We start from the raw sequence: 21,427 nt of genomic DNA, 5'->3' as shown, positions 1-21,427 counted from the left end.
CGCAGCCTGCGGCAGCTCCTACAAGAGACCGTGTGTGACCGACATATTGTGCGGTTGCCAACATGCCACTGTTCCCGTGAGACCACGATGCAGGCAAGATGAAGCTCTGCAAGTCAGAACACAGGAAGCTGATCGTGACCGAAGCGTTTATTGTCGTTCAAACCGCCGAGCAAGCCGTGGATCGTCTGGCCGAGCTGCATGAGCGGGCCACCACTGCGCTGAACTCGGCGCTCAAGCGTTACCTCAAGGATCGCGTCGAGCCCGACGCCGAACAGCGCGCTCTGTTTCGTTATCCCGAACTGCGTCTGACCTACCTGTGTCAGGGCGAAGTCCCGCAGACCACCCGCGCCTATGCCAAGGTGCAACTGCCGGGCACTTACAGCGTCACCGTCACCCACCCCAAGGCGTTCCGCAAATACCTGCTGGAACAACTGGTGCCGTTGATGCACGACTTCACCGTGACCGTGGAAGTCGGCGTCAGTCAGCAGAACATTCCGTACCCGTACGTGGTCGAGCAGGGCGATGAGCTGGCCGGCTCCGGCGTCACCGCTGCGGTGCTGGCGCGAGTGTTTCCGAGTACCGACCTGTCCGCCGCCACCGATGGCATCGCCGACGGTCTCTACGACTGGGAAAACACCGATCCGCTGCCACTGGCGCTGTTCGACGCCGCGCGGGTCGACTTCTCGCTGCGTCGTCTGGTGCACTACACCGGCAGCGACTGGCGCCATGTGCAGCCGTGGATACTGCTGACCAACTACCATCGCTACGTCGACCAGTTCATCGTCCATGGCCTGGAACAACTGCGCAAAGACCCGCGTTTCGTGCGTATGGTCCTGCCGGGCAATGTGATCATCGAGAAGGGCATGGATCACGGCGAAGCCTCGGCGATTGCCGCTGGCGTGGTCTGGCACCGCTACCAGATGCCGGCCTATCACCTGATCGCCAACGACGGCCATGGCGTAACCCTGGTCAACATCGGCGTCGGCCCGTCCAACGCCAAGAACATCACCGACCACCTGGCGGTGCTGCGTCCGCATTGCTGGCTGATGATTGGCCACTGCGGCGGCCTGCGCCAGTCGCAGACCATCGGCGACTACGTGCTGGCGCACGCCTACATGCGTCGCGACGGGATTCTCGACCGTGTGGTGCCGCCGAATATTCCGATCCCGGCGCTGGCCGAAGTGCAACTGGCGCTGCAACAAGCCGCGGCCAATATCACCGGCGAGAAGGGCGAGGAGCTGAAAAAGCGTCTGCGCACCGGCACCGTGCTGACCTACGATGACCGTAACTGGGAATTGCGCTGGGCGCAGGAACGTCCGTTGATCAACCTGTCCCGCGCCGTGGCGGTGGACATGGAAAGCGGCACCATCGCCGCCCAGGGCTATCGCCTGCGGGTGCCTTACGGCACGTTGCTGTGCGTCTCGGACAAACCGCTGCACAGCGAAATCAAGCTGCCGGGTTCGGCCAACGCGTTCTACGAGCGTGCGGTCAGTCAGCACTTGAAGATCGGCATCGAGGCGGTGGATCTGCTGCGCACCGAACTCAATTCGCTGCACTCGCGCAAACTGCGCAGCTTCGACGAGCCGCCGTTCCGTTAACGGTTAGTCGTGGTCATTTGGCGGTCGGGGCACTAGCATTAGCAGCCCTGACCGTCAGATGTTCTTTTCGCCATGTCCCGTCCCCCGCGTCCTCCTTCCCGCCGCCCTGGCGCGAAGCCTTCCCCCTCAGCGCCACGTCGTGTCGCCAAGGCGCCGCCGGCCGAGCCGAAGCTGATCCTGTTCAACAAACCGTTCGATGTCCTCACGCAATTCAGCGATGAAGGCGGGCGGGCGACGCTCAAGGATTTCATCGATGTGCCGGGCATTTATCCGGCGGGGCGCCTGGATCGCGACAGTGAAGGTTTGTTGTTGCTGACCAATGACGGTCAGTTGCAGGCGCGGATCGCCGACCCGAAACACAAGTTGCCGAAGACGTACTGGGTGCAGGTCGAAGGCGAGCCGACGGCTGAACAACTGCAGCGTCTGCGCGACGGTGTCGAGCTGAACGACGGCATGACTCTGCCCGCCGAGGCGCGGCAACTGGATGAGCCTGAACTGTGGCCACGCAATCCGCCGGTACGCTTTCGCAAAAGCGTGCCGACCCGTTGGCTGGAGTTGGTGATTCGAGAGGGACGCAACCGTCAGGTGCGACGGATGACTGCCGCGGTGGGGCTGCCGACGTTGCGGCTGGTGCGGGTGCGGATTGGCGACTGGACGCTTGAAGGGCTCGATCAGGGCCAGTGGAAGGAAGTGCCGGCGCGGTTATAGAGCGCCGGATTCGATCAGGCCGATCACCACACTCTTGATGATGAACGCGGCTACGCCCAGACCCAGCACGAAGAACAGAATGAACGAGCCGAAGCGCCCGGCCTTGGACTTCTTCGCCAGATCCCAGACGATGAAACCCATGAAAATGATCAGGATGCTGACCAGGCCAGTCATCATCCACTCTTCGAATACTGCAGGATCCATCGGGCATCTCCGGCGCGCACAGGGCTGAAAAAGGGCTCGGCGATTATACGCCTGGGGCGGCTGAGGACGCATTGATCTGCGTCGGTGTGCCGAACCTCTATCATGCGTCCCGTGTAGGAGCTGCCGAAGGCTGCGATCTTTTGATCTTGAAAAGCAAAATCAAAAGATCGCAGCCTTCGGCAGCTCCTACAGGGGGAGTGCAGATTAGCTGCGCAGATGAGTCAGCGGCAACTCGGTGCTGTTGAGCACCTGATTCAGCACAAAGCTCGAACGCACGCTGGTCACCCCTTCAATCCGGGTCAGGTGTCCCAGCAGCAGCTTCTGATAGTGATCCATGTCCGGCACCACCACTTTCAACTGATAGTCGGCATCCACGCCCGTCACCAGGCTGCATTCCAGCACTTGCGGCAAGGTGCGGATCGCTGCTTCGAAGTTCTCGAAACGTTCCGGGGTGTGCCGGTCCATGCCGATCAGCACGTAGGCGGTCAGGCTCAGGCCGAGCATCTTGCGATCGAGCAGGGCGACCTGGCGCGAGATGTAGCCGTCATCCTCCAGTTGTTTGACCCGGCGCGAGCAGGGCGAGGGCGACAGACCGATGCGCTCGGCCAGTTCCTGGTTGGAGATGCGGGCGTCGCGCTGCAATTCCGCCAAAATACTCAGGTCGTAACGGTCGAGTTTGCTCATGAATCAGTCCTTGGTTGTAACTATTGCGGCGGATTATCTATCCAGGGTTAAAAATTGCGCAAGCGGTGTTTATTTGAGCAATCTTCGCAATCATCTGTCGCGCGTTGCGGCCTATTCTTATCACCAGAATCACTGCTCGGTAACACAGTCCACTGCGGCCCGCCCAATCAGGCCCGCCGCGGCCGCCACCCCCACCGGGGATGTGCCGGCCCCCGAGCTGCACACTGTCCAGAAGACGGCGTGAGGTGAGCCGACGTCAAAAGCGTCGAGCCAGGACGAAGTTCTCTAAAGGGAGGCCGACGGGTCTCCCTTTTTCTTGTCTGCGATTTTTGTGCCTCGATGTACGGCTTCCCTCAATAAATAAGTTTCGTGACTGATAACCTGTCGCAGAACCCGGTGTGCGTATTCCCGGTCTTAGCTACAAGCCCTCTTAATACCCGCAGTGAGGAAAAGCATGAAGTCGCGCATCTGGCGTCTGGCCGGTGTTGGTTTGCTGTGTGTGAGCGTCGGAGCCCAAGCGTTGGCCGACGAGCCACAGAATCGTGGCCCCGAGAATAACGGGCACGGCGGTGAGCATCAGGGCAATCAGGGGCATGGCGGTGAGCGTCAGCCCCATGGGCAAAACAATCCGCCGCCGCAAAATCCGCCGCGGCCGCAGAACAGCGACATCATTCGCGGCGACAACAGCCGCCAATTCGAGCACAACGGCCAGCCGCACAATAACGGCCAATGGCAGAACCAGAACCGCGCACCCAATCAGCCTGCACCGGTTCATCAGGCGCCACCGGCGAACAACCTGCCGATCCAGCCACGTCCCGACACCGTGCGCCAGACTCAGGAACCGCGTCAGGGCTACTACCGCGACGAGCGTCCGCAGAATGGTTACCACAACCAGCAATGGCAAACCGGCAACCGGCCCGATGACAATCGCTGGCCGGGTCGCCCGGACGGGCATGGCAACGGTTGGGGCCCTGGCCCGCAATATCGCCCGGGGCATGTGATCGACCGCTTCCCGGATCGTGAATATCGCGTGCCGTATCGCGGTCAGGATTACTTCTATTCCGGCGGCTACTGGTATCGCCCGCAAGGTCCGCGCTACATCGTCGTGCAGCCGCCACGCGGGATTCGTATTCAGTACCTGCCGGACTACGCCCGTGAAGTGTGGATCGGCGGTGCGCTGCTGTTTCTTGCGGCCGGTTCCTACTATGCGTATCAGGAAGCCACCCAGGATTACGTCGTGGTCGAGCCACCGGTGCAGCAACCGCCGCAGCCGCAATCCCAGGGGTATGACGTCGAGGCGTATCCCGCCAACGGTCAGTCGCCGGAACAGGTGCAGCAGGACGGTTACCAGTGCTACCAGTACGCGGTGCAGCAAAGCGGTTTCGATCCACGTACCGCGACGTACCAACCGGCGCCCGAAGTGGTGCAGGCCTACCGCCAGGCTCAGGGCAATTGCCTGAGCAGTCGCGGTTATCAGGTGTCTTACTGAAGCCGGGTCTGCGCCCGTTCAGCCCTGACCACTTCCTGCGGGTCGGCGTGCACCAGCACTTCGGCTCGCGGGTAGGCGGCGTGAATCGCATCCGCCGCCTGATCGCTGATGCCGTGGGCCACTGACAACGTCAGCTCTCCCGGCAACTCCAGATGCAACTGCACGAACCAGTGATTGCCCGAAATCCGCGTGCGCAAATCATGTGCGCCCAACACGCCGGGTACGCCGCAGGCCAGTTCGAGCATGTGCTGACTGACGTCCGCCGGCAGCTCTTCATCCATCAGCACCGAAAAACTTTCCCGGGCGATCTGGATCGCGCTCCACAAAATGTACCCGGCAATCCCCAGACCGAACCATGCATCGAGCTGATGAAAGCCCATGCCGGCGAGAACCAGCGCGATCAGAATGCTGCCGTTGAGCAGCATGTCCGAGCGGTAGTGCAGCGAGTCGGCGCGCACGGCGTTGGAGCCGGTCTGCTTGATCACCCGATGTTGCAGCGTCAGCAACGCCGCGGTCAGCAACAGCGAGAAAACGATCACGCCGATACTCAGCCACGGAGCGCCCAGCGGCTCCGGTTGCTTGATGCGCTCATACGCCTGAAACGCAATCAGCACCGCACTGCCACCGATGAACAGCGCCTGCGCCATGCCCGCCAGCGATTCAGCCTTGCCGTGGCCGTAACGGTGATCTTCATCGGCCGGGCGCAGTGCGTAATGCACCGCCAGCAGATTGAGCAGCGAAGTGACGCCATCCAGCGCCGAGTCGGTGAGGCCGGCGAGCATGCTCACCGAACCGCTCAGCCACCAGGCGATGGCTTTGGCGATGATCAGCGTGCAGGCCACCGCCACCGAGGCGCGGGTTGCCAGCCGCAGCAGGCGGGCGTGTTCGGGGCTGGTGGTCATGAGTGCAGAAATTCCTTATGGATCAGGCGGCGGGTTGCAGGCCGAACATGGCCAGTTGCTGGGTGCTGCCCTTGTGCTGGATCAGGCGTGGATCGTCCAGCGGCAGGTTGCGGCCCAGTTCAGTTTCGAGAATAGCCTGCAACTTGAGGTTATCGACCTGGCCGTCCGGGCCGATCGCTTGTTTGAGTTTCGCCGGATCGACCTGCGCCGTGTGGCCCGGTTCGAAATAGATCGCGCCCGTGGTGAAGTCGACCGCGAAAGCGATCAGCCCGGGAATGACGTAGAACAGCAGGCCGACGGCGTCCAGTACAGCAATCGCCGGGTCGATCTTGCCGTCGATCTGACCGCGACGATCCGGATAGAAAATCGAACCGCAGGCCGTGAGTTGAGTGAGCAGGGTGGCGACCAGTACACCGCCGATCAGGCGAGAAGGTAAGCGCATGTGATGGATCTCCTGAGTCATCTAAAAACGAAGCAGCGTTGTGTGGAATTAAGACCCTGACAAACGCCTGGCAGTTCGCCGTTATACTCGCGCCTCTGTTTGGGAGCCAGCATGATTTCTTTGCCGATCGATGAAGTTTTACCCGCCCTGCGTGAAGCCTTGGCGACACGCCACGAAGCCGTGCTCGAAGCACCGCCCGGCGCCGGTAAAACCACCCGCGTGCCTTTGGCCTTGCTCAATGAAGTCTGGCTGGCCGGGCAGACCATTCTGATGCTCGAACCACGGCGTCTCGCCGCGCGTGCAGCCGCAGAACGTCTGGCCAGCGAACTGGGCGAGAAGGTGGGCGAAACCGTCGGCTATCGCATCCGTCTCGACAGCAAGGTCGGCCCCGATACCCGCATCGAAGTGGTCACCGAAGGTATTCTCACCCGGCGTCTGCAGGATGATCCGGCGCTGGAAGGCGTCGGTCTGCTGATCTTCGACGAATTTCACGAACGCAGCCTTGATGCCGATCTGGCTTTGGCTCTGAGTTTGAACGGTCGTGAACTGTTCCGCGCTGAACAGCCGCTGAAGATTCTGCTGATGTCCGCCACGCTGGAAGGCGAGCGCCTGGCCGGGTTGCTGGATGACGCGCCGATCCTGCGCAGCGAAGGGCGCATGTTCCCGGTGACAATGCGCTGGGGGCGGTCGTTCCAGCCTGGCGAATACATCGACCAGCGCGTGACCCAGACCGTCCTCGAAGCCCTGCACGATGAAACCGGCAGCCTGCTGGTGTTCCTTCCGGGGCAGGCGGAAATCCGTCGCGTGCATCAGCAACTGAGCGATGCCATCGGCGAGCGTAAAGATGTCTTGCTCTGCCCGCTGCACGGCGAACTCGACCTGAATGCCCAACGCGCCGCCATCGACCCGGCGCCGGCCGGCCAACGCAAGGTGGTGCTGGCGACCAACATTGCCGAAACCAGTCTGACCATCAACGGCGTGCGGGTGGTGATCGACGCCGGGCTGGCACGGGTGCCGCGTTTCGACCCGGGCAGCGGCATGACCCGTCTCGATACGCAGCGTATTTCCAGGGCCAGCGCCACCCAGCGTGCGGGCCGGGCCGGACGTCTGGAACCGGGCGTGTGTTATCGCCTGTGGTCGCAGGATCAGCACGAGCAACTCGCCGCTTACGGCAGTGCGGAAATTCTGTCGGCGGATCTGGCGGGTCTGGCGCTGCAACTCGGACGTTGGGGCGTCACCCCGGGCGAACTGGTCTGGCTCGATGTGCCGCCGGCAGCAGCCTATGCACAGGCGCAGGATTTATTGCAGCGCCTGGGCGCACTTGAAGGCGAGGCGCTGACTGCCCACGGTCAGGCCATGGCTGAATTGCCGGCACATCCGCGCATCGCTCATCTGTTGCTGCGCGGCCAGGCACTGGGGCTGGCGCAGATGGCGTGCGATGTCGCGGCACTGCTCGGCGAACGCGATATTTTGCGCGGCGCCGGGGCGGATCTGCACAGCCGCCTGGTGCTGCTCTCTGGCGAGGAGCGCGCATCGCGTGGTGCTCAGGGCGGTGTACAACGTGCGCGGCAACTGGCGCGGCAATATCGCGGTTACCTGCGCGGCAAGGCCAGCGAGCCCGTCAGCGATCCCGATCATCCGCGCTGGCTTGGCGCATTGCTGGCGCTGGCCTATCCGGATCGCGTCGCCCAACAGCGGCGTGCCGGTGGCGCCGAATATCGGCTGGCCAATGGTCGCGCTGCGCTGTTCGCCGAAGCCGACAGCCTGATGAAGGAGGCGTGGATCGTGATCGCCGACCTCGGCAGTCGTCAGGGGCAGCGCGAGGAGCGGATTTACCTGGCGGCGGATTTCGATCCGACGCTGTTCGACTCGGTGCTCGCCGAGCAAGTGCGTGCCGTCGATCAACTGGACTGGGACGAGCGCGAAGGCGTGCTGCGCGCCGAGCGTCAGCGCAAGGTTGGCGAACTGATCCTCAGCCGCGAACCGTTGACCGGGCTTGACGAAGCGGCGCGCAGTCAGGCGCTGGTCAATCTGGTACGGCGCAAAGGTCTGGAGTTGCTGCCGTGGACGCCGGAACTGCGTCAGTGGCAGGCGCGAGTCGCGTTGTTGCGGCAATTGGATCTGGCGACACAGGCCGACAGCCAATGGCCGGATGTCAGCGACGCGACGTTGCTCAAAACCCTGGAGGCATGGCTCATGCCCTATCTGGGCAAAGTCTCGCGACTGAGTCATTTCGCCAATCTGGACCTGTCGAGCATCGTGCGCAGTCTGCTGCCGTGGCCATTGCCGCAGAAGCTTGATGAGCTGGCGCCGCATCACATCAGTGTGCCGTCGGGGTCATCGATTCGTCTGGACTACAGCGAGTTTCCACCGATTCTCGCGGTGCGTTTGCAAGAGCTGTTCGGCCTCGCCGAGACGCCGCGAATTGCTGGCGGGCGGCAAGTGGTCAAGCTCCACCTGCTGTCGCCGGCGCGGCGGCCGGTGCAGGTGACGCAGGACCTGGCCAACTTCTGGCGCAGCACCTATGCCGAGGTGAAAAAGGATCTCAAGGGGCGGTATCCGAAGCTATTCCATAAGTTAGACCCTTGGGTCGAATCGCTTAACAAGAAAGACATTGACAAGAAGCCTTGATTTTTAGCGCTTAACATCTAGGGTTGACTCAGTCCTTTGAGGGTGAGTCATGTCCTACTCAAATCGGCGTTACGAAGGTCGCCTCGTTCTCATCCCTCACGCGCAGAGCGCCTTCGCGACCCTGCATGTCGGTATCCAGCCCGTTGACTCAATTAAATCGGTACTTGAAGGGGCTGAAACCAAACAGCTCTACCAGGTTGAGGAAATCGGCTCTTCGTTTACCTCGGGAGATATCTACAATCTCCCGTTTCTGTTTCATAAGGAAGGTGAGCCTTGGCATGAAGCCAATTCATACCTTTTATCCTTGATTGAAAATAAAACGTTAAGCAATAGGCCTACCGATGATCTGCGCCGTCGAGCCAGCAAATTATTAGACTACTTGATCTACTGTGAAAGCGAAGGACTTAACTGGCTCGACTTTTCGGGGCGTCGCCCTGTGTTGAGACCTACATATAAGTATTTTGCTCATTTGATAAATCATAGTGGGCGTAGTTCGGCAGTCGTAAATCAATACACAGGCGTGGTATTTGATTTCTATAGATTTGTTTGTGCCAATTGGCATGACATTGACTTGCAGCGAGTAGATACAGTCAAGGAGGTAAAATTTTTAATTAAAAATGCTTACGGGGCCGCTAGGGTGATTACGGCTGAAAAGCGTAGTCAAACTAAATCAACGGTTCCAGGAAGGCTGGTATCAATAGGGTATGTGCGAGAGGACAACGAAGATCTTCGTCCTTTGTCTAATGTTGAGCTGGCTGAGTTTTTGAAGGTTATTGAAGGTGAGGAGTGGTCAGCACTAGAACGTCTTATACTGTTGACGGCTTTGATGACTGGCGCCCGTAAGCAGACCGTGCTTACGATGCGGTTAAAGCATCTAAAAGGGTTCATTTCAGAAAGGCTGCAGTTAGATGGCACCTATCTGTTACATGCCGGTCCAGGCACAGGGATGGATACCAAGAAAGACCGAAGCCAACGTTTGCACGTGCCAAAGCAACTTGCTGAGGAGTTACGGGTGCTTGGAGATAGTCCGATGATGAGGCAACGGCGAGATAAGTTTAGAACCGCTCTGTCTTTATATTACCCAAATATACAGATAAAAGACGAGGATATGTACGTCTTTTTATCTGATCAGGGAGGGTGTTATTACATGGCAAAAGATGATCCGCGCTACCCTATTGTCAAATCTAGACCCATTGGCCAAGTCACAGACACAATAAAGCGAAAAATATTGCAAAAGACATCTGATAAGTACCCTCAGGACTTTTCGTATCACTGGTTGCGTGCGACTTTTGGGTTTCAGCTCTATCAAAGATTGCAGGCCCTTATTGTTGTGGGGCTTATGCGTCCAGGAGATGATATTGATTTTATAATGGAGCGAATGCACCACGCCACACGAGAGATGACAGAGCATTACCTTCAACTATTCAAGATGCTTCCTCAGAAAACTGTCGCGCAGGAAAAGTTTGAGGCTAGTCTATTTTTAGGTAGTTATTCAAGTTTTATACTGAGTGCTCAAGATGAATAGTCATGTTGATTGGTCATTTCGTGAAACAAAAGTCATCACGGTAGATGAAATCAGTCAGGAGCATGTGTTTCCGGAGCGCTTGCGTCTAAAGCTTGCCAATGCAAAGGGGTATAAGTCGCCTATCGATATTGGGAGTATCGCATATGCAACGCGAGGCGAAGCTAGATCGAGGGAGTTTGACAATGCCGGTACTATATCGGTTGTCGAGTCATCTCTTGTGGAAAGTAGGCGTGAGCTAGTGGTGAAGCTCCTCGATTCTCTAATAGGTTTGCGCGATAATTCGATAGTAACCCAGTTTAGAGTGTTGCACATTGTCGTGAATTGGTTAAATGCCAATGGTTATGTGGAGGTTTTTACTGATGTAAGTTGTGCATCTAGAGCATACGCTGACTACACATCTTATCTTAATGATTCAATCAGAAAAGGGGATTTTGCTCCTCAGCATGCCGCTAAATGTCAGAAGACCTTACAGTTCATAATTGGACTCCAGTTTTCATCAGTAGTGGATTATGTAGTTCGTAGTGCCGTGCCAATTGCTAGGCAAAGAAAAGCAATAAAGCCGCCTAGAGAATCCGATGTACACTTTTTTACGGACGTATGTATTGCCATTGCGCGTGATTACAGTAATTTTATTCTTGAGCAAGAGCCATTTCCATGCGTAGTCCGGATAAGAAATTATGAAGTTGTTAAGTTTCCTTCTAATGGTGGAATGAATAGTCCTTTTCGACAGGGGCATGATTGTTATAACGTGGCAGAAAGACGTGTTGCAACAGTCGAAGAATACATGTCCAAATATGCTGGAAGAGGTCAGACAATTAGGCTTTGTGAAGCAGAGCGTGCTATAGCAGATGCGCAGGCTAGCGTAGAATTTGCTAATTCTGAATCTCGTAATTATGTCCGGTTGCAAATGGCCGCCTTTGCTGTAAAAGCATATATTTCTCTTTTTATGTTGATGACAGGTGCATCACCTACTGAACTGGAACAGTTTAGTTATGAGGATGCTCTGGGGATTGATAAGTCAGTATTGAAGAAAGAATTAACGGCTGTAAAATTTCGTGCTAGAGGAAAGATGACCGGATATGTCTTAGGGCGAAAAAAAGGGTTAACACTGCTTCGAGAGTATTTTAAGTTGCGTGATTGGATTCTCAATGGAGAATATGTTGATAGATTGTTTTTCAAGATAAAGATTTCTAAAGGCGCTGTTTGTCTATCATTTTCTGATCTTGATGCCGGGGCTGCGGCAACTAGGTTTTACTCATCGATTTCGGGCGTTTTTGTAGATGGCAAATATCCAAAAATAACCTATAACAAGGCGCGTAAGCATAAAAGTTCCGCTCATCACGCGGCTAAGTACTCCCTGGAAACAGTTGCGCGGGCGTTAAATCATTCCAGTGGGGTGAATATTTCGTCGTACTCAGAAGCCACTGTTGAACAGCAGGAAAGTGAGTTTGGTACTTACTGGGATTCAGTGCGTAAAGCTGCTCAAATGGTACGTGAGCGAAGTGTTACAGCGTCAGATAAACTTGACTCAATTGCCGTTGGTCATTGTGACTCGTTCAGGTTTCCAGTTCCCGTCAGCGATACCGAAGCACCGGTGATTCAGCCGAATTGTCGTAATCAGTACGGCTGTTTGTATTGCACTCATTATTTCTGTCACGCCGATGAAGATGATATTCATAAGTTATTAAGTCTCCATTATGTGGTTAACGCTGTACGCAATACTGCTCAGGATAGTGGTCACGCAGAAGTACTCTATAAGGACTTATCCATTCGGGTCGAGTTTATCTTAGAGGCAATTGCAAATCGCTCGGAGTCTGTTTCGCAGTTAGTATCTGCCATGAGGAATAAAGTATTTAATCTTGGGGTGCTAACGCCATTTTGGGAGCGACGCCTGCAACGCTATGAAGCAATGGGGGTTGTATTTTGAGTGCCTCTGCGGTAAGTGGTTTATATGCCGCCATGGGTAATTTGGGTGCCGTTGCTCCTGATGCTGCAATGCTGGATATAAACTTTAAACCCTCATCTGAGTTTGTTCTGTGTCGAAATAAACATGGTACGCCAACGGCAATATATAAAGAGTGGATATGGGACTTTAATCCATATCGACTTGGAGCGACGAGGGTCACGAAGTTTAGATTTGATAAGATTTTAAAGTCGATTGGTCCCGAAAACAAAGCGTTGATCGATGAGGTGAAATACATTATCTATTGTCTTGCATATTTCGCAGGAGGTGGTCGTCTGGGGCGGTTGAGTGCAAAGACATTAGAGCAGCGCTGGGTGGTTTTGCGGAGCGCGGTGTTGTTTTGTTATGAGCAAATCCAAAAGCCTTTAGTTGGTGTGTTGTCCTTGCAACAACTTTTCAGTACCCCGGTCTATTTGGCAGCGTTTATTGCTGAGAGGGCGCAGCCACATTTTCCGCAAATGCTATCAGCTTTGCTTGCCAATTTAATTTCTGTTGGTGATGATCGATTGGGTTATCGCGTTATTAGTTCGCGTGATATTGAATTGCGTCGACATGAGCCTAATCAACATCCGGTTATTCCAACTAGGATCTATTTGGAGCTAATAAACGTTCTCCAAGATATGCTTGATCAGATTCACCGAGGCGTAGAAAGCCTGGAGTGCTTTGTATCTAAGTTTTGCGATGAATTCTATGGGCTCGCTCATGATGTTCAGAAAAGTCTGTTGCCTGGCGGAAAGGCTAATTACAGACCAATTATGACTGAGGTGCTTCAGGCTCATTGTCTGAATGAGGTTTTTTCTGGAGTTTTTTCTTGTTCTCATAAAAGAGGGTTGAGCCCTGCGCTATTGAAAATGCAATACATTGTAAAAAACGTAATTCACTTATACACAGGCATGAGAGAGCAAGAGGTGCTGCGCATGCAGTATGATTGTTTGTCTGATGAGATCTATTTAAAGGAGGTCGTTGATGATAATGGAGTGACTCGCGACTTGGCGAGATCAGTCTCAGTTCTGTCGACGACCACAAAATTTACAGGGTACAAAAAATCAGAATCGTGGTTCGCGCCGAGCGAAGTTGTCAAGGCTGTAAAAATTGCGCAGGCAATTTGTCGAGGACTAGCAAGTATCTATAAAATTGATGTGGATAATGACTGTCCATTATTTCTAAATCCCGCAGTCCTTCGAAAACGCAATACCGATGTTGGTGTGGGGAAGTTAGGGAATTTTTATAATAAAATTCCTCTAATAGAAGGTGTCAGGATTGAGCTTTCTGACATACAGGAGTTGGCGCAAACTGATACGAAGCGTGACTTTTACAGTGAGCCAGAGTTTGCGGTAGGTCGTTCTTGGCCGCTGACAGGTCACCAGTTTCGCCGTTCATTAGCTTTCTATGGTAGCAATAGTGGATTTATTTCGTTGCCCAGTTTGAAGTCGCAATACAAACAAGTGACTCTCGAAATGGCTCGCTATTACAGTAATGGGTTTCAAAATCTAAAGACTATTTTTGGATACTACGATCCGAAAAGTAATGGCTTTGTCTTGCCCAACTCGCATGTTGCGTTGGAGTTTCAGATGGGGATGCCGATGGCTGTTGCGAATCAACTGCTGTCCGATGTGCTGTTCAGGGAAGCACCATTGTTCGGAGGCACGGGGTCTTATATTGAGAAACAGAAAGCTCGTTTGAAGAATGGTGAAGTATGCATTGAGGATGTTAGGGCAGACACTTTGATTCGTGTGAAGAATTGCGAGATTAGCTATCGGCCAACTTTTTTAGGTGGTTGTTCTAAGGTTGGTCGATGTGATTATTTTTTGCTTGGTGATTTCACAGAATGTTTGATATGTGAAGGCGCAATAATACAGCCTGAAAAAGTTGGCCATGCCATTGAGGCTATGACTGAAGAGTTAACGCTATATTCTTATGGTTCGGGAGAATATCAAGTAGCCAATGGGGATCTTGAACGACTCCTGAGCTTTAAGGCGCGCTTTATTGATAAGGATGTGTAGCTATGCGTTCTAATAAAGTAGTTGGTCGTGGTTTGCTTGAGTGTGAAGAGGCGTTGCAGCGCCTTCTCGAAGGCAGGCCAGTTGTGGCGGAGCATGTAGGCTTATCTCGTTCGAAAATCACCGCGAGCATTGTAAGTTTCGAAGCCGGATTTGATCGTGGCTACCTCAAGAAATCTCGTAACGCACATTTGCCCATATTAGCCAGGATTGAGGCTTTTCGTGCAGAGGCAAATCGGGGGGGCAGTCATTCAAACACTAAAAAAATTGACAGTTTGGAAGATAAGCTTGATGCCTTGGCGACTGAATTAGCAACTGTTCGTGCGCAGCGCGACCGGGTCCTCACACAAAATCTACAGCTATGGGAACGCGTAAGGGAGTTAGAGTTGGCGGAGCGCCAAATCAAGCCTTTTCAGGTTAGGTTGCATCCTTAAAGTCAAGGTTTGTCTCTACCTCAATGAGGTTGCTAGGGGGCAATTCCTGACCTTATCAATCGCTAGCATCTTTGGCTGTCTGGACTTGCCCCTACAAAACCGGACACCAACTCCCCGTCAAATTGATGCTGCTGCCAAGCGCCTGAACTCCCTCGGTGAGCGATAGTTCAAGGCGCTGTGCGGATGCTGCTCGTTGTAATGCTCGAAGGCAATTGCCAGGTTGCGCAGCGCCGTTTCTCGATCCGGCTTGGGCATGTGCGCAACGTAGTCACGTTTGATCGTCTTCACGAAGCTCTCGGCCATGCCGTTGCTCTGCGGGCTGCGCACCGGGGTGGTCACCGGCTGCAAACCGATCTGTCGAGCAAACAGGCGTGTCTGTTCGGCGGTGTACGCCGAGCCGTTGTCGCTTAGCCATTGAACCGGCGTTGCAGGCAGTTGATCACCGAAGCGTTTCTCTACGCTCTCCAGCATCAAGTCGCGGATGTCATCGCCGCTGTACCCGGTCGGACTCGCGACCCAGCCGATGGCTTCGCGGTCACAGCAATCCAGGGCGAAGGTCACGCTCAGTTTGGCGCCGTCCTCACAGCGGAACTCAAAGCCGTCCGAGCACCAACGCGTATCACTGGTTTGCACCGCAATACGACCCTCGTGCCGACGCGGCACGCCGGGCTGTTTGATGCGCCGCGCCAACAGCAGGTCGTGATCGCGCATGACCCGGTAAACCCGTTTCACATTGATCGCCGGCAGCGACTGGGTTTCACGGGCACGACGCAGCAATCCCCAAACACGACGGTAGCCATAGCTGGGCAGTTCGCTGATCTGTTGCTGGATTTCAACCACCAGATCAGCATCGTCCACAGGCCTGCGGCGCCGTACTTTGAGCGATACCGATTGCTTGATTCGAACCGTTAATTGCGAGCGCGCCACACCGAGACATTCGCTGACCAGCTTCACTGGTCGTCCCCCGGCAACAAGGGTGAGTGCGCAATCCATTTTCGCGACCGGGCGATCTCCACGGCCTCTTTGAGGATTTCTGCTTCCATCGTTTTCTTGCCCAGCATCCGTTGCAGTTCACGGATCTGCTTGAGCGCATCGCTCAGCTCCGAGGCGGGCACAACGGCTTCACCGGCACTGACCGCCGACAGACTGCCGTCCTGATATAACTTGCGCCATAGGAACAGCTGGTTGGCATTGATGCCGTTGCGTCGAGCGACCACCGAAACGCTTTGCCCTGGCTCAAGACTCTCGCGAACCATGGCCAGTTTTTGCTCCGGGCTCCAGCGGCGCCGCCGCTCTTGGCCCAAAAGCTCCCCACTCTTGTCGTTGCTATTAGTCATAAACATAACCGTTTGCCTATCCCTTATCGTAAGGGGGAAACGGTGTCCTGTCTTTCATGGGGCTCGTTCACTGTCGGCAGAAGTGACCCTGGTTCACACCCTAGGCTCAAAGCAATCTGATAAAGCTTCTCGACCGTTATGTTTACCTCTCCACGTTCGATGCGCCCCATATAGCTACGATCAACCTTGCAGACGAGAGCTAGGACGTCTTGGGACAAGCCCTTAGCCTTCCTTGCTTCCCGTATCTTCGTTCCCAAGGCCTTCGCCAATTTCCCCATAGCTGCCTCAACCTGCTTGAGGCAGCACTATCGGGCGTTTGCGGACGAATCAGCCACGGACTATAATCCGTATTTTTGTTCGCGGAACTCTGGGTGCCTGCATGAAACATGATTCATTCGAATTCGACAGGCAGTTGTACGACTTGCTTTGCCAAGAAATACATCAGCGGTTCACGACTCGCCAGCTTCGAGATGCCTATGCAGCGACTCTAGACTTCCCTGGCTATGAGCTGGGCGCAGTTCGGATTTACGTTTATGAGCAAATCCGTCGACTGATTCGTGCCGGCTGGGTTGTGAAGTCGCCGAAACTCAGTAAGCGTGGACAGCTCTTCCATCTGTTGGAAATGCCGGCCCATATAAACCTTGTGCTGGTTGCTTCCCGATTTCAAAGACCTGACAACTCATCCCCTTTTCACTCTGAAAGCGTTGAAGGTCCGTTGGTCGAGCTGCCAACACGATCAGCACAAAATGAATCGGACGACCAAGGCCGTCTTCAAGAAATGCTAAAAGAGACTCGCCTAGACCTCCTGTCCTCAATGGGGGAAACGGAGCGTTACAAACAGCTCTTTGAGGAGATCCCTGTTTTAAGAGCCCGGCTTCAAGGCGAATACCATGAGGTTCGAGACCGCAGCTCTCGGTTGCTGGGGCATCTTCGTGCGCTTGAAAACTCGCTCAAGGCAATTGCCGCGGCATGACAAAATCTCTTCGAGAGTGGCAAAGGGAATGTATAGAAACCGCGCTTGAGCACTATCGCGGTAACCCTCACTTCTTCTGCCAAGCAACACCAGGTTCGGGAAAAACGCGAATGGCAGCAGAGCTAGCCAAGGTGCTGCTCGAGCGCAATGAAATTGATTTGATCCTTTGTTTCGCTCCATCTCGACAAGTGGTAGATGGCTTCCGTCGGACGTTTGCCGAAGTGCTCGGGAGACGGCTTGATGGGTTAATCGGCGCTGTGGGTGCTGTGTGTACCTATCAAGGTATGGAGTATCGGGATGAGGCGTTTTGGAGGCTCTTCGATGAGCATCGTATATTCGCCGTATTTGATGAGATACATCACTGTGCAGGCCACGATGCGCTGTTAAGGAAACTCTGAAAAAGACTTTCTGATTTGGCAAAATACCGCGACCCCACCCACCGAGTTTCCCGATGAAGCAGATGACCTTCGCCGACGCCGAGTACGCTGGCAAGCGCAAGCAAACCCGCAAGGAGTTGTTCCTGATCGAGATGGATCGGGTGGTGCCGTGGAAGGGCTTGATTGCTTTGATCGAGCCACATTATCCGAAAGGTGAAGGTGGCCGTCCGGCCTACCCGTTGATGGCGATGCTGCGTGTGCATCTGCTGCAGAACTGGTTCGGCTACAGCGATCCAGCGATGGAGGAAGCGCTGTACGAAACCACGATCCTGCGCCAGTTTGCCGGGCTGAACCTGGAGCGCATCCCCGACGAAACCACCATTCTCAACTTCCGCCGCTTGCTGGAGAAACACGAGCTGGCGGCCGGCATCCTCGCTGTCATCAATGGCTATCTGGGCGACCGCGGCCTGTCGCTGCGCCAGGGCACCATCGTCGATGCAACGCTGATCAATGCGCCCAGTTCGACCAAGAACAAGGACGGCAAGCGCGACCCGGAAATGCACCAGACCAAGAAGGGAAACCAGTATTATTTTGGCATGAAGGCCCACATCGGCGCCGATGACGAATCGGGTCTGGTGCACAGCGTAGTGGGCACGGCGGCCAATGTGGCGGATGTCACCCAGGTGGACAAATTGCTGCATGGCGACGAAAACGTGGTCTGCGCCGATGCAGGCTACACCGGTGTCGAAAAGCGGCCCGAGCATGAAGGACGTGAAGTTATCTGGCAGGTGGCGGCACGCCGCAGCACCTACAAAAAACTCGATAAGCGCAGCGTGCTGTACAAAGCCAAGCGCAAGATTGAAAAGGCCAAGGCTCAGGTGCGCGCCAAGGTCGAGCATCCGTTCCGGGTAATCAAGCGCCAGTTCGGTTACACCAAGGTGCGCTTTCGCGGCTTGGCCAAAAACACGGCGCAACTGGTGACACTGTTCGCTCTGTCGAACCTGTGGATGGCGCGCCGACATTTACTGACGAATGCAGGAGAGGTGCGCCTGTAATGCGGGAAATGGCCACCGGAGTGGGGTCCGGGTGGCGAAAACGTAAGAAATACTCGTCGAATTGATTGTTTTTTGATCATTTGGCGAGTTTAAAAGTTGCGCTAGGTGGTATGCCGGGGAAATACATGGCTACTTCAGACCATCCTTAAAGACTTCGTGATTGGACCTGCATACGAGCTTAGTTTTTCGCAACACTACCGCACGCAGTTACTTCGAGTTTGTTAATCCCCGGCCACTCATCTGGTGCGCGCGAGCGGGTTTTGGCTTATGCGGAAATGGACCTTCACGGGTGTCCTCGTTTCATGGAATGTGGATACGCGGAATTTTGCCCAATCGCGTAGTTGTTGACCCTTTAGTCGCCGGACTCCAGGTGGTGGTATAGATTATCCCGGGGTCGATACTGGTTCAAAACTTGAGGACGGTACGGGGTGAGCTTCAGTTGCCCTGCAGCTTCATACGCTGAAATAGAATGTCTGTGGACGATTTACTTGATGTCGCTGCAGAATTGTTAGAAAAATGTTGCGATCGGTGCCCATTCTTAACTGGACTCGACTCGAAAATGACGATGCTGTTTGTTTTTCTCCGGCTGACCTCGCCTAGTTTTGCCTCACCACCACCGTCCCGAATTATTTTACGAGCGCAGGAACCGCATGCAAGCGGTCCAGTTTAAAAGCTGAAAACCGAAATTGTGGATGGGAGCTTGTCTCGTGATGACGCTCTCCTGGAACAACGCGCTGCATTGCCTTGACGCTACGGCCGGACTCGTTATGTTCCGGTTGAACTTATCGGATGCTGTCAGTCCCCGTCATCGGGTTTGACTGTCAGTGCACATCTACAAGTGAGGTTAAAACATGATTTGGTTTCTCGAAGGGCAGTCTAGCCAGCGCGACATTATTCAAGGTGCGCGTGATGCGCTGCCACCTGAGGTGAAGATTTTCGCCTCGCATCGCGACGATCGCCCTGAAATCACGGCCGGTGCAGATATTAGTTTCACCGAGCCTCGTGGTGCTGAAGAGCGGATCTCGTGGGTGATTTCGACTGCACGCACCTATGGCATCAAAGTAATCCTGGCAGGTCGATTGGGGGGTGTATTTGAGCAGGCCCGGGCTCGATTCGAGGAAGCTGGCCTGGTGCTGGTAACCGGTGGGACATCGATGCGAACCTTCGACCTCGTTGATGACAAGAGCAGGTTTACTGCTGAGGCAGAGCGTGCTGGCTTGGCTTGCGTGCCGGCGATCACTGCTACGAATGCTGAGGATATGTTTGCTGCTTACGAAACTCTTTCGGCGTCGGGTGAGGTCTGCGTAAAACCTGCAGTCGGCATCTATGGCCAAGGCTTTTGGCGTTTCAAAGAGGGTGCTGATCCCTTTCGCTGCTTTGCTGATCCCGATGCACGGGTTGCGAATTTCGCTACATACATGCGTGCTTACAGCGAAAGAGCAACGCCGCCAGCGATGCTTGTGATGCCTTACATGCCCGGGAGCGAGTGTTCGGTCGATATGGTCTGCGAGGCTGGCCGAGCGATCGCGTTCGTGGCCCGGAGGAAGACCGGCGTCCATCAGATTTTTGAAAACGATGGTGCAGCGGTTGAGCTTGCACTCAAAGCGGCCGAGCATTTCCAGTGTGACGGCATTGTGAACGTTCAGACAAAGGATGATGCGCAGGGTATACCCCACTTGTTGGAAATCAACCCGCGCTACTCTGGTGGCGTTGGTTATACCCGGGAGGCTGGCGTCAATTTGGCGGGCATATTTGCTACTCGCCGCCTGAATCTCCCTGAGCCAGCTACCGTTTGGCGGCCAGACGTACGTGTGAAAGGGGTCACCGTTGCAGCTGTAGTGCCAAAATGACATCCTGAGGCATCGAGAAACCTGAAGTTTGGTACCATTGCAGCGCGGTGGTTTTAGCACTCAAGGAGTAATCAAGGAATGATGGTGCTCGCGCCAGGCGTAAACACCGCGGTATCAGGTGCACGGAGTGAATGGACTCTGGAATGCGGAAACTCCTCGGCTTTCGGGGAGTACGCGGCGATTGCCATACTGCCGGTAAATGACAAACGCCAACCCACTGGTGAGGCTGCACTATTCCAGACTACACAGTCATGGATGGAGTGGAGCGGCGACCAAGCGAAGGTTGGTTGTAAGTTGAACCTGTCAGCCCTCCCGCCCGGCAGCGATCGGGTGCTTCTTATCGCGTACACATTTTCCGCAGCCGGCCCGGTAAGCGAGCTTCGTTCGTTGCATTTGCTTGTGGACGAACAGATCGAATACCGATTGGACCTTCACGATAACGGTGAAGCGGCGATCATCATCGGCGAGTTCTACATCCGTAATCAGCAATGGAAGTTTCGTGCCCTAGCTGAGGGTTCGGCTTATGGGTTGGCAGCCCTTGGGCGTCGGATTGGCATCGATATCAATGACGCTCATCCCAAAGGGCGCAGTCGTACAGGTGATCCTGATCGATCGCGCACGGGAGCAACCGGTACCGGCTTCGCTGTTTCGCAGAACCATGTGCTCACCTGTGCCCACGTAATCGAGGGTATGAGTGAGATATCTATTTCCTCCTTTGAGGGTCGTTATCGTGCGGAGCCAGTCGTAATCGATCAGCGTAACGACATCGCTCTCCTCAGAGTCATGGAATCCCCCACATTGAAACCAGTGTCCTTCAAAAAGGGCTTTGGCTGTGACCTAGGCGAATCTGTTGTTGCTTTGGGTTTCCCGTTGTCAGGTTTTGCCGGCGGCGGTGTGCACGTTACCCAGGGTGGTGTGTCGGCGTTGTTTGGCCTCCACAACGATTCAAGCCTTTTGCAATTTACCGCGGCCATTCAACCAGGCTCTAGCGGATCTCCCTTGTTTGATTCATCAGGTGCCGTAGTCGGTTTGGTCACGTCGACAATGCCTGATGCTCAAAATATGAATTTTGCGGTTAAGGCGTCGTTGCTCCTCTCCTTTCTGGATGCGTGCCGCGTCGATGCACCTCAAACATCCAACAGCAAGACGTTCACCACTGCTGAATTAGCTCGCTCGGCCCAAGCATCTATGTGGCGCGTCGAAGCCAAGAATTTTTAGCCCCTATTTTGACTTGAAAGCTGCGGACGAGACGTTA

The 21,427-nt window shown here is 54.9% G+C and carries 18 protein-coding genes and 1 pseudogene; 13 read left to right on the top strand and 6 right to left on the bottom strand.

Features of this window, described 5'->3' with window-relative positions:
- Nucleotides 1–98: 98 nt before the first annotated feature.
- Both amn and ACYZUM_RS22625 read left to right on the top strand, forming a co-directional pair.
- The gene (gene amn, locus ACYZUM_RS22630; RefSeq protein WP_161794895.1) at nucleotides 99–1,598 is read left to right on the top strand and encodes an AMP nucleosidase; all 1,500 of its coding nucleotides are present in this window, start codon (nucleotides 99–101) and stop codon (nucleotides 1,596–1,598) included.
- A 72-nt stretch (nucleotides 1,599–1,670) separates the two neighbouring features.
- Nucleotides 1,671–2,306 (top strand): pseudouridine synthase, encoded by a 636-nt coding sequence (locus tag ACYZUM_RS22625; RefSeq protein ID WP_041065061.1) that lies wholly within the window; start codon nucleotides 1,671–1,673, stop codon nucleotides 2,304–2,306.
- On the opposite strand, the gene ACYZUM_RS22620 is transcribed toward ACYZUM_RS22625, so the two are convergent.
- Together ACYZUM_RS22620 and ACYZUM_RS22615 are read right to left on the bottom strand one after the other, a co-directional pair.
- Nucleotides 2,301–2,510: a DUF2788 domain-containing protein gene (locus ACYZUM_RS22620; protein WP_003228500.1), complete on the bottom strand. Its 210-nt coding sequence runs from the start codon at nucleotides 2,508–2,510 to the stop codon at nucleotides 2,301–2,303. The genes ACYZUM_RS22625 and ACYZUM_RS22620 overlap by 6 nt on opposite strands.
- 204 nt (nucleotides 2,511–2,714) lie before the next feature.
- On the bottom strand, nucleotides 2,715–3,194 hold the full coding sequence (locus ACYZUM_RS22615; RefSeq protein WP_007909658.1) for an Lrp/AsnC family transcriptional regulator: 480 nt from the start codon (nucleotides 3,192–3,194) through the stop codon (nucleotides 2,715–2,717).
- Between the two features lie 454 nt (nucleotides 3,195–3,648).
- Here ACYZUM_RS22615 and ACYZUM_RS22610 point away from each other — a divergent pair, with 454 nt between their 5' ends.
- Nucleotides 3,649–4,683: a DUF6515 family protein gene (locus ACYZUM_RS22610; RefSeq protein ID WP_108183896.1), complete on the top strand. Its 1,035-nt coding sequence runs from the start codon at nucleotides 3,649–3,651 to the stop codon at nucleotides 4,681–4,683.
- Here ACYZUM_RS22610 and ACYZUM_RS22605 read toward each other — a convergent pair.
- Together ACYZUM_RS22605 and ACYZUM_RS22600 are read right to left on the bottom strand one after the other, a co-directional pair.
- A complete protein-coding gene (locus ACYZUM_RS22605) occupies nucleotides 4,677–5,585 on the bottom strand; it encodes a cation diffusion facilitator family transporter (RefSeq protein ID WP_108183895.1) in 909 nt (302 codons plus the stop codon). The genes ACYZUM_RS22610 and ACYZUM_RS22605 overlap by 7 nt on opposite strands.
- A gap of 22 nt (nucleotides 5,586–5,607) precedes the next feature.
- Complete coding sequence (locus tag ACYZUM_RS22600) at nucleotides 5,608–6,027, bottom strand: hypothetical protein (protein WP_025108718.1); 420 nt, start codon at nucleotides 6,025–6,027, stop codon at nucleotides 5,608–5,610.
- Nucleotides 6,028–6,138: 111 nt separating this feature from the next.
- Here ACYZUM_RS22600 and hrpB point away from each other — a divergent pair, with 111 nt between their 5' ends.
- The 5 genes from hrpB to ACYZUM_RS22575 are packed head-to-tail and all read left to right on the top strand — an operon-like array spanning nucleotide 6,139 to nucleotide 14,580.
- Nucleotides 6,139–8,658 (top strand): ATP-dependent helicase HrpB, encoded by a 2,520-nt coding sequence (hrpB, locus tag ACYZUM_RS22595; RefSeq protein ID WP_108183894.1) that lies wholly within the window; start codon nucleotides 6,139–6,141, stop codon nucleotides 8,656–8,658.
- A gap of 49 nt (nucleotides 8,659–8,707) precedes the next feature.
- Nucleotides 8,708–10,183 carry a site-specific integrase gene (locus ACYZUM_RS22590; RefSeq protein ID WP_033896462.1) on the top strand — a complete coding sequence of 492 codons (1,476 nt, stop codon included), beginning with the start codon at nucleotides 8,708–8,710 and terminating at the stop codon, nucleotides 10,181–10,183.
- Nucleotides 10,176–12,110, top strand: coding sequence for a hypothetical protein (locus ACYZUM_RS22585; protein WP_143519838.1), 1,935 nt, complete (start codon nucleotides 10,176–10,178; stop codon nucleotides 12,108–12,110). The genes ACYZUM_RS22590 and ACYZUM_RS22585 overlap by 8 nt, the downstream gene beginning before the upstream one ends.
- The gene (locus ACYZUM_RS22580) at nucleotides 12,107–14,149 is read left to right on the top strand and encodes an integrase (RefSeq protein WP_235378426.1); all 2,043 of its coding nucleotides are present in this window, start codon (nucleotides 12,107–12,109) and stop codon (nucleotides 14,147–14,149) included. The genes ACYZUM_RS22585 and ACYZUM_RS22580 overlap by 4 nt, the downstream gene beginning before the upstream one ends.
- Before the next feature lie 2 nt (nucleotides 14,150–14,151).
- The gene (locus ACYZUM_RS22575; RefSeq protein ID WP_033896464.1) at nucleotides 14,152–14,580 is read left to right on the top strand and encodes a hypothetical protein; all 429 of its coding nucleotides are present in this window, start codon (nucleotides 14,152–14,154) and stop codon (nucleotides 14,578–14,580) included.
- A gap of 117 nt (nucleotides 14,581–14,697) precedes the next feature.
- Here ACYZUM_RS22575 and ACYZUM_RS22570 read toward each other — a convergent pair.
- Together ACYZUM_RS22570 and ACYZUM_RS22565 are read right to left on the bottom strand one after the other, a co-directional pair.
- Nucleotides 14,698–15,917 (bottom strand): IS3 family transposase gene (locus ACYZUM_RS22570; RefSeq protein WP_370467938.1). Its coding sequence is split into 2 segments (ribosomal slippage): nucleotides 14,698–15,572 and nucleotides 15,572–15,917, totalling 1,221 coding nucleotides; the frame shifts between segments, so codons are not numbered across the junction.
- Nucleotides 15,918–15,940: 23 nt separating this feature from the next.
- Entirely contained in the window at nucleotides 15,941–16,195 is a 255-nt protein-coding gene (locus ACYZUM_RS22565) for a helix-turn-helix domain-containing protein (protein WP_095669281.1), read from the bottom strand.
- 101 nt (nucleotides 16,196–16,296) lie between these two features.
- Between ACYZUM_RS22565 and ACYZUM_RS22560 the strand changes: the two genes are divergently transcribed.
- The 5 genes and pseudogenes from ACYZUM_RS22560 to ACYZUM_RS22540 all read left to right on the top strand — a co-directional run bounded on the left by ACYZUM_RS22560 (nucleotide 16,297) and on the right by ACYZUM_RS22540 (nucleotide 21,390).
- Nucleotides 16,297–16,890: a hypothetical protein gene (locus ACYZUM_RS22560; RefSeq protein ID WP_033896466.1), complete on the top strand. Its 594-nt coding sequence runs from the start codon at nucleotides 16,297–16,299 to the stop codon at nucleotides 16,888–16,890.
- Nucleotides 16,887–17,276, top strand: a pseudogene (locus ACYZUM_RS22555) (DEAD/DEAH box helicase); the annotation flags it as partial. The gene ACYZUM_RS22560 and the pseudogene ACYZUM_RS22555, both read left to right, overlap by 4 nt.
- Nucleotides 17,277–17,341: 65 nt before the next feature.
- The gene (locus tag ACYZUM_RS22550; protein WP_010466230.1) at nucleotides 17,342–18,322 is read left to right on the top strand and encodes an IS5-like element IS1384 family transposase; all 981 of its coding nucleotides are present in this window, start codon (nucleotides 17,342–17,344) and stop codon (nucleotides 18,320–18,322) included.
- 851 nt (nucleotides 18,323–19,173) lie between these two features.
- Nucleotides 19,174–20,172 carry an ATP-grasp domain-containing protein gene (locus tag ACYZUM_RS22545; RefSeq protein ID WP_033896469.1) on the top strand — a complete coding sequence of 333 codons (999 nt, stop codon included), beginning with the start codon at nucleotides 19,174–19,176 and terminating at the stop codon, nucleotides 20,170–20,172.
- Between the two features lie 78 nt (nucleotides 20,173–20,250).
- A complete protein-coding gene (locus ACYZUM_RS22540) occupies nucleotides 20,251–21,390 on the top strand; it encodes a trypsin-like peptidase domain-containing protein (protein WP_042561217.1) in 1,140 nt (379 codons plus the stop codon).
- Nucleotides 21,391–21,427 lie beyond the last annotated feature (37 nt).

This window comes from Pseudomonas sp. m6p, assembly GCF_055760375.1.
The sequence above is the reverse complement of the archived record's forward strand: the minus strand, read 5'-3'. Positions and strand labels throughout refer to the sequence as shown.

Bases quoted from the DNA above. Each gene is read 5' to 3' on its own strand.
- amn (WP_161794895.1), top strand. From the start codon at position 99: ATGAAGCTCTGCAAGTCAGAACACAGGAAGCTGATCGTGACCGAAGCG.
- ACYZUM_RS22625 (WP_041065061.1), top strand. From the start codon at position 1,671: ATGTCCCGTCCCCCGCGTCCTCCTTCCCGCCGCCCTGGCGCGAAGCCT.
- ACYZUM_RS22620 (WP_003228500.1), bottom strand. From the start codon at position 2,510: ATGGATCCTGCAGTATTCGAAGAGTGGATGATGACTGGCCTGGTCAGC.
- ACYZUM_RS22615 (WP_007909658.1), bottom strand. From the start codon at position 3,194: ATGAGCAAACTCGACCGTTACGACCTGAGTATTTTGGCGGAATTGCAG.
- ACYZUM_RS22610 (WP_108183896.1), top strand. From the start codon at position 3,649: ATGAAGTCGCGCATCTGGCGTCTGGCCGGTGTTGGTTTGCTGTGTGTG.
- ACYZUM_RS22605 (WP_108183895.1), bottom strand. From the start codon at position 5,585: ATGACCACCAGCCCCGAACACGCCCGCCTGCTGCGGCTGGCAACCCGC.
- ACYZUM_RS22600 (WP_025108718.1), bottom strand. From the start codon at position 6,027: ATGCGCTTACCTTCTCGCCTGATCGGCGGTGTACTGGTCGCCACCCTG.
- hrpB (WP_108183894.1), top strand. From the start codon at position 6,139: ATGATTTCTTTGCCGATCGATGAAGTTTTACCCGCCCTGCGTGAAGCC.
- ACYZUM_RS22590 (WP_033896462.1), top strand. From the start codon at position 8,708: ATGTCCTACTCAAATCGGCGTTACGAAGGTCGCCTCGTTCTCATCCCT.
- ACYZUM_RS22585 (WP_143519838.1), top strand. From the start codon at position 10,176: ATGAATAGTCATGTTGATTGGTCATTTCGTGAAACAAAAGTCATCACG.
- ACYZUM_RS22575 (WP_033896464.1), top strand. From the start codon at position 14,152: ATGCGTTCTAATAAAGTAGTTGGTCGTGGTTTGCTTGAGTGTGAAGAG.
- ACYZUM_RS22565 (WP_095669281.1), bottom strand. From the start codon at position 16,195: ATGGGGAAATTGGCGAAGGCCTTGGGAACGAAGATACGGGAAGCAAGG.
- ACYZUM_RS22560 (WP_033896466.1), top strand. From the start codon at position 16,297: ATGAAACATGATTCATTCGAATTCGACAGGCAGTTGTACGACTTGCTT.
- ACYZUM_RS22550 (WP_010466230.1), top strand. From the start codon at position 17,342: ATGAAGCAGATGACCTTCGCCGACGCCGAGTACGCTGGCAAGCGCAAG.
- ACYZUM_RS22545 (WP_033896469.1), top strand. From the start codon at position 19,174: ATGATTTGGTTTCTCGAAGGGCAGTCTAGCCAGCGCGACATTATTCAA.
- ACYZUM_RS22540 (WP_042561217.1), top strand. From the start codon at position 20,251: ATGATGGTGCTCGCGCCAGGCGTAAACACCGCGGTATCAGGTGCACGG.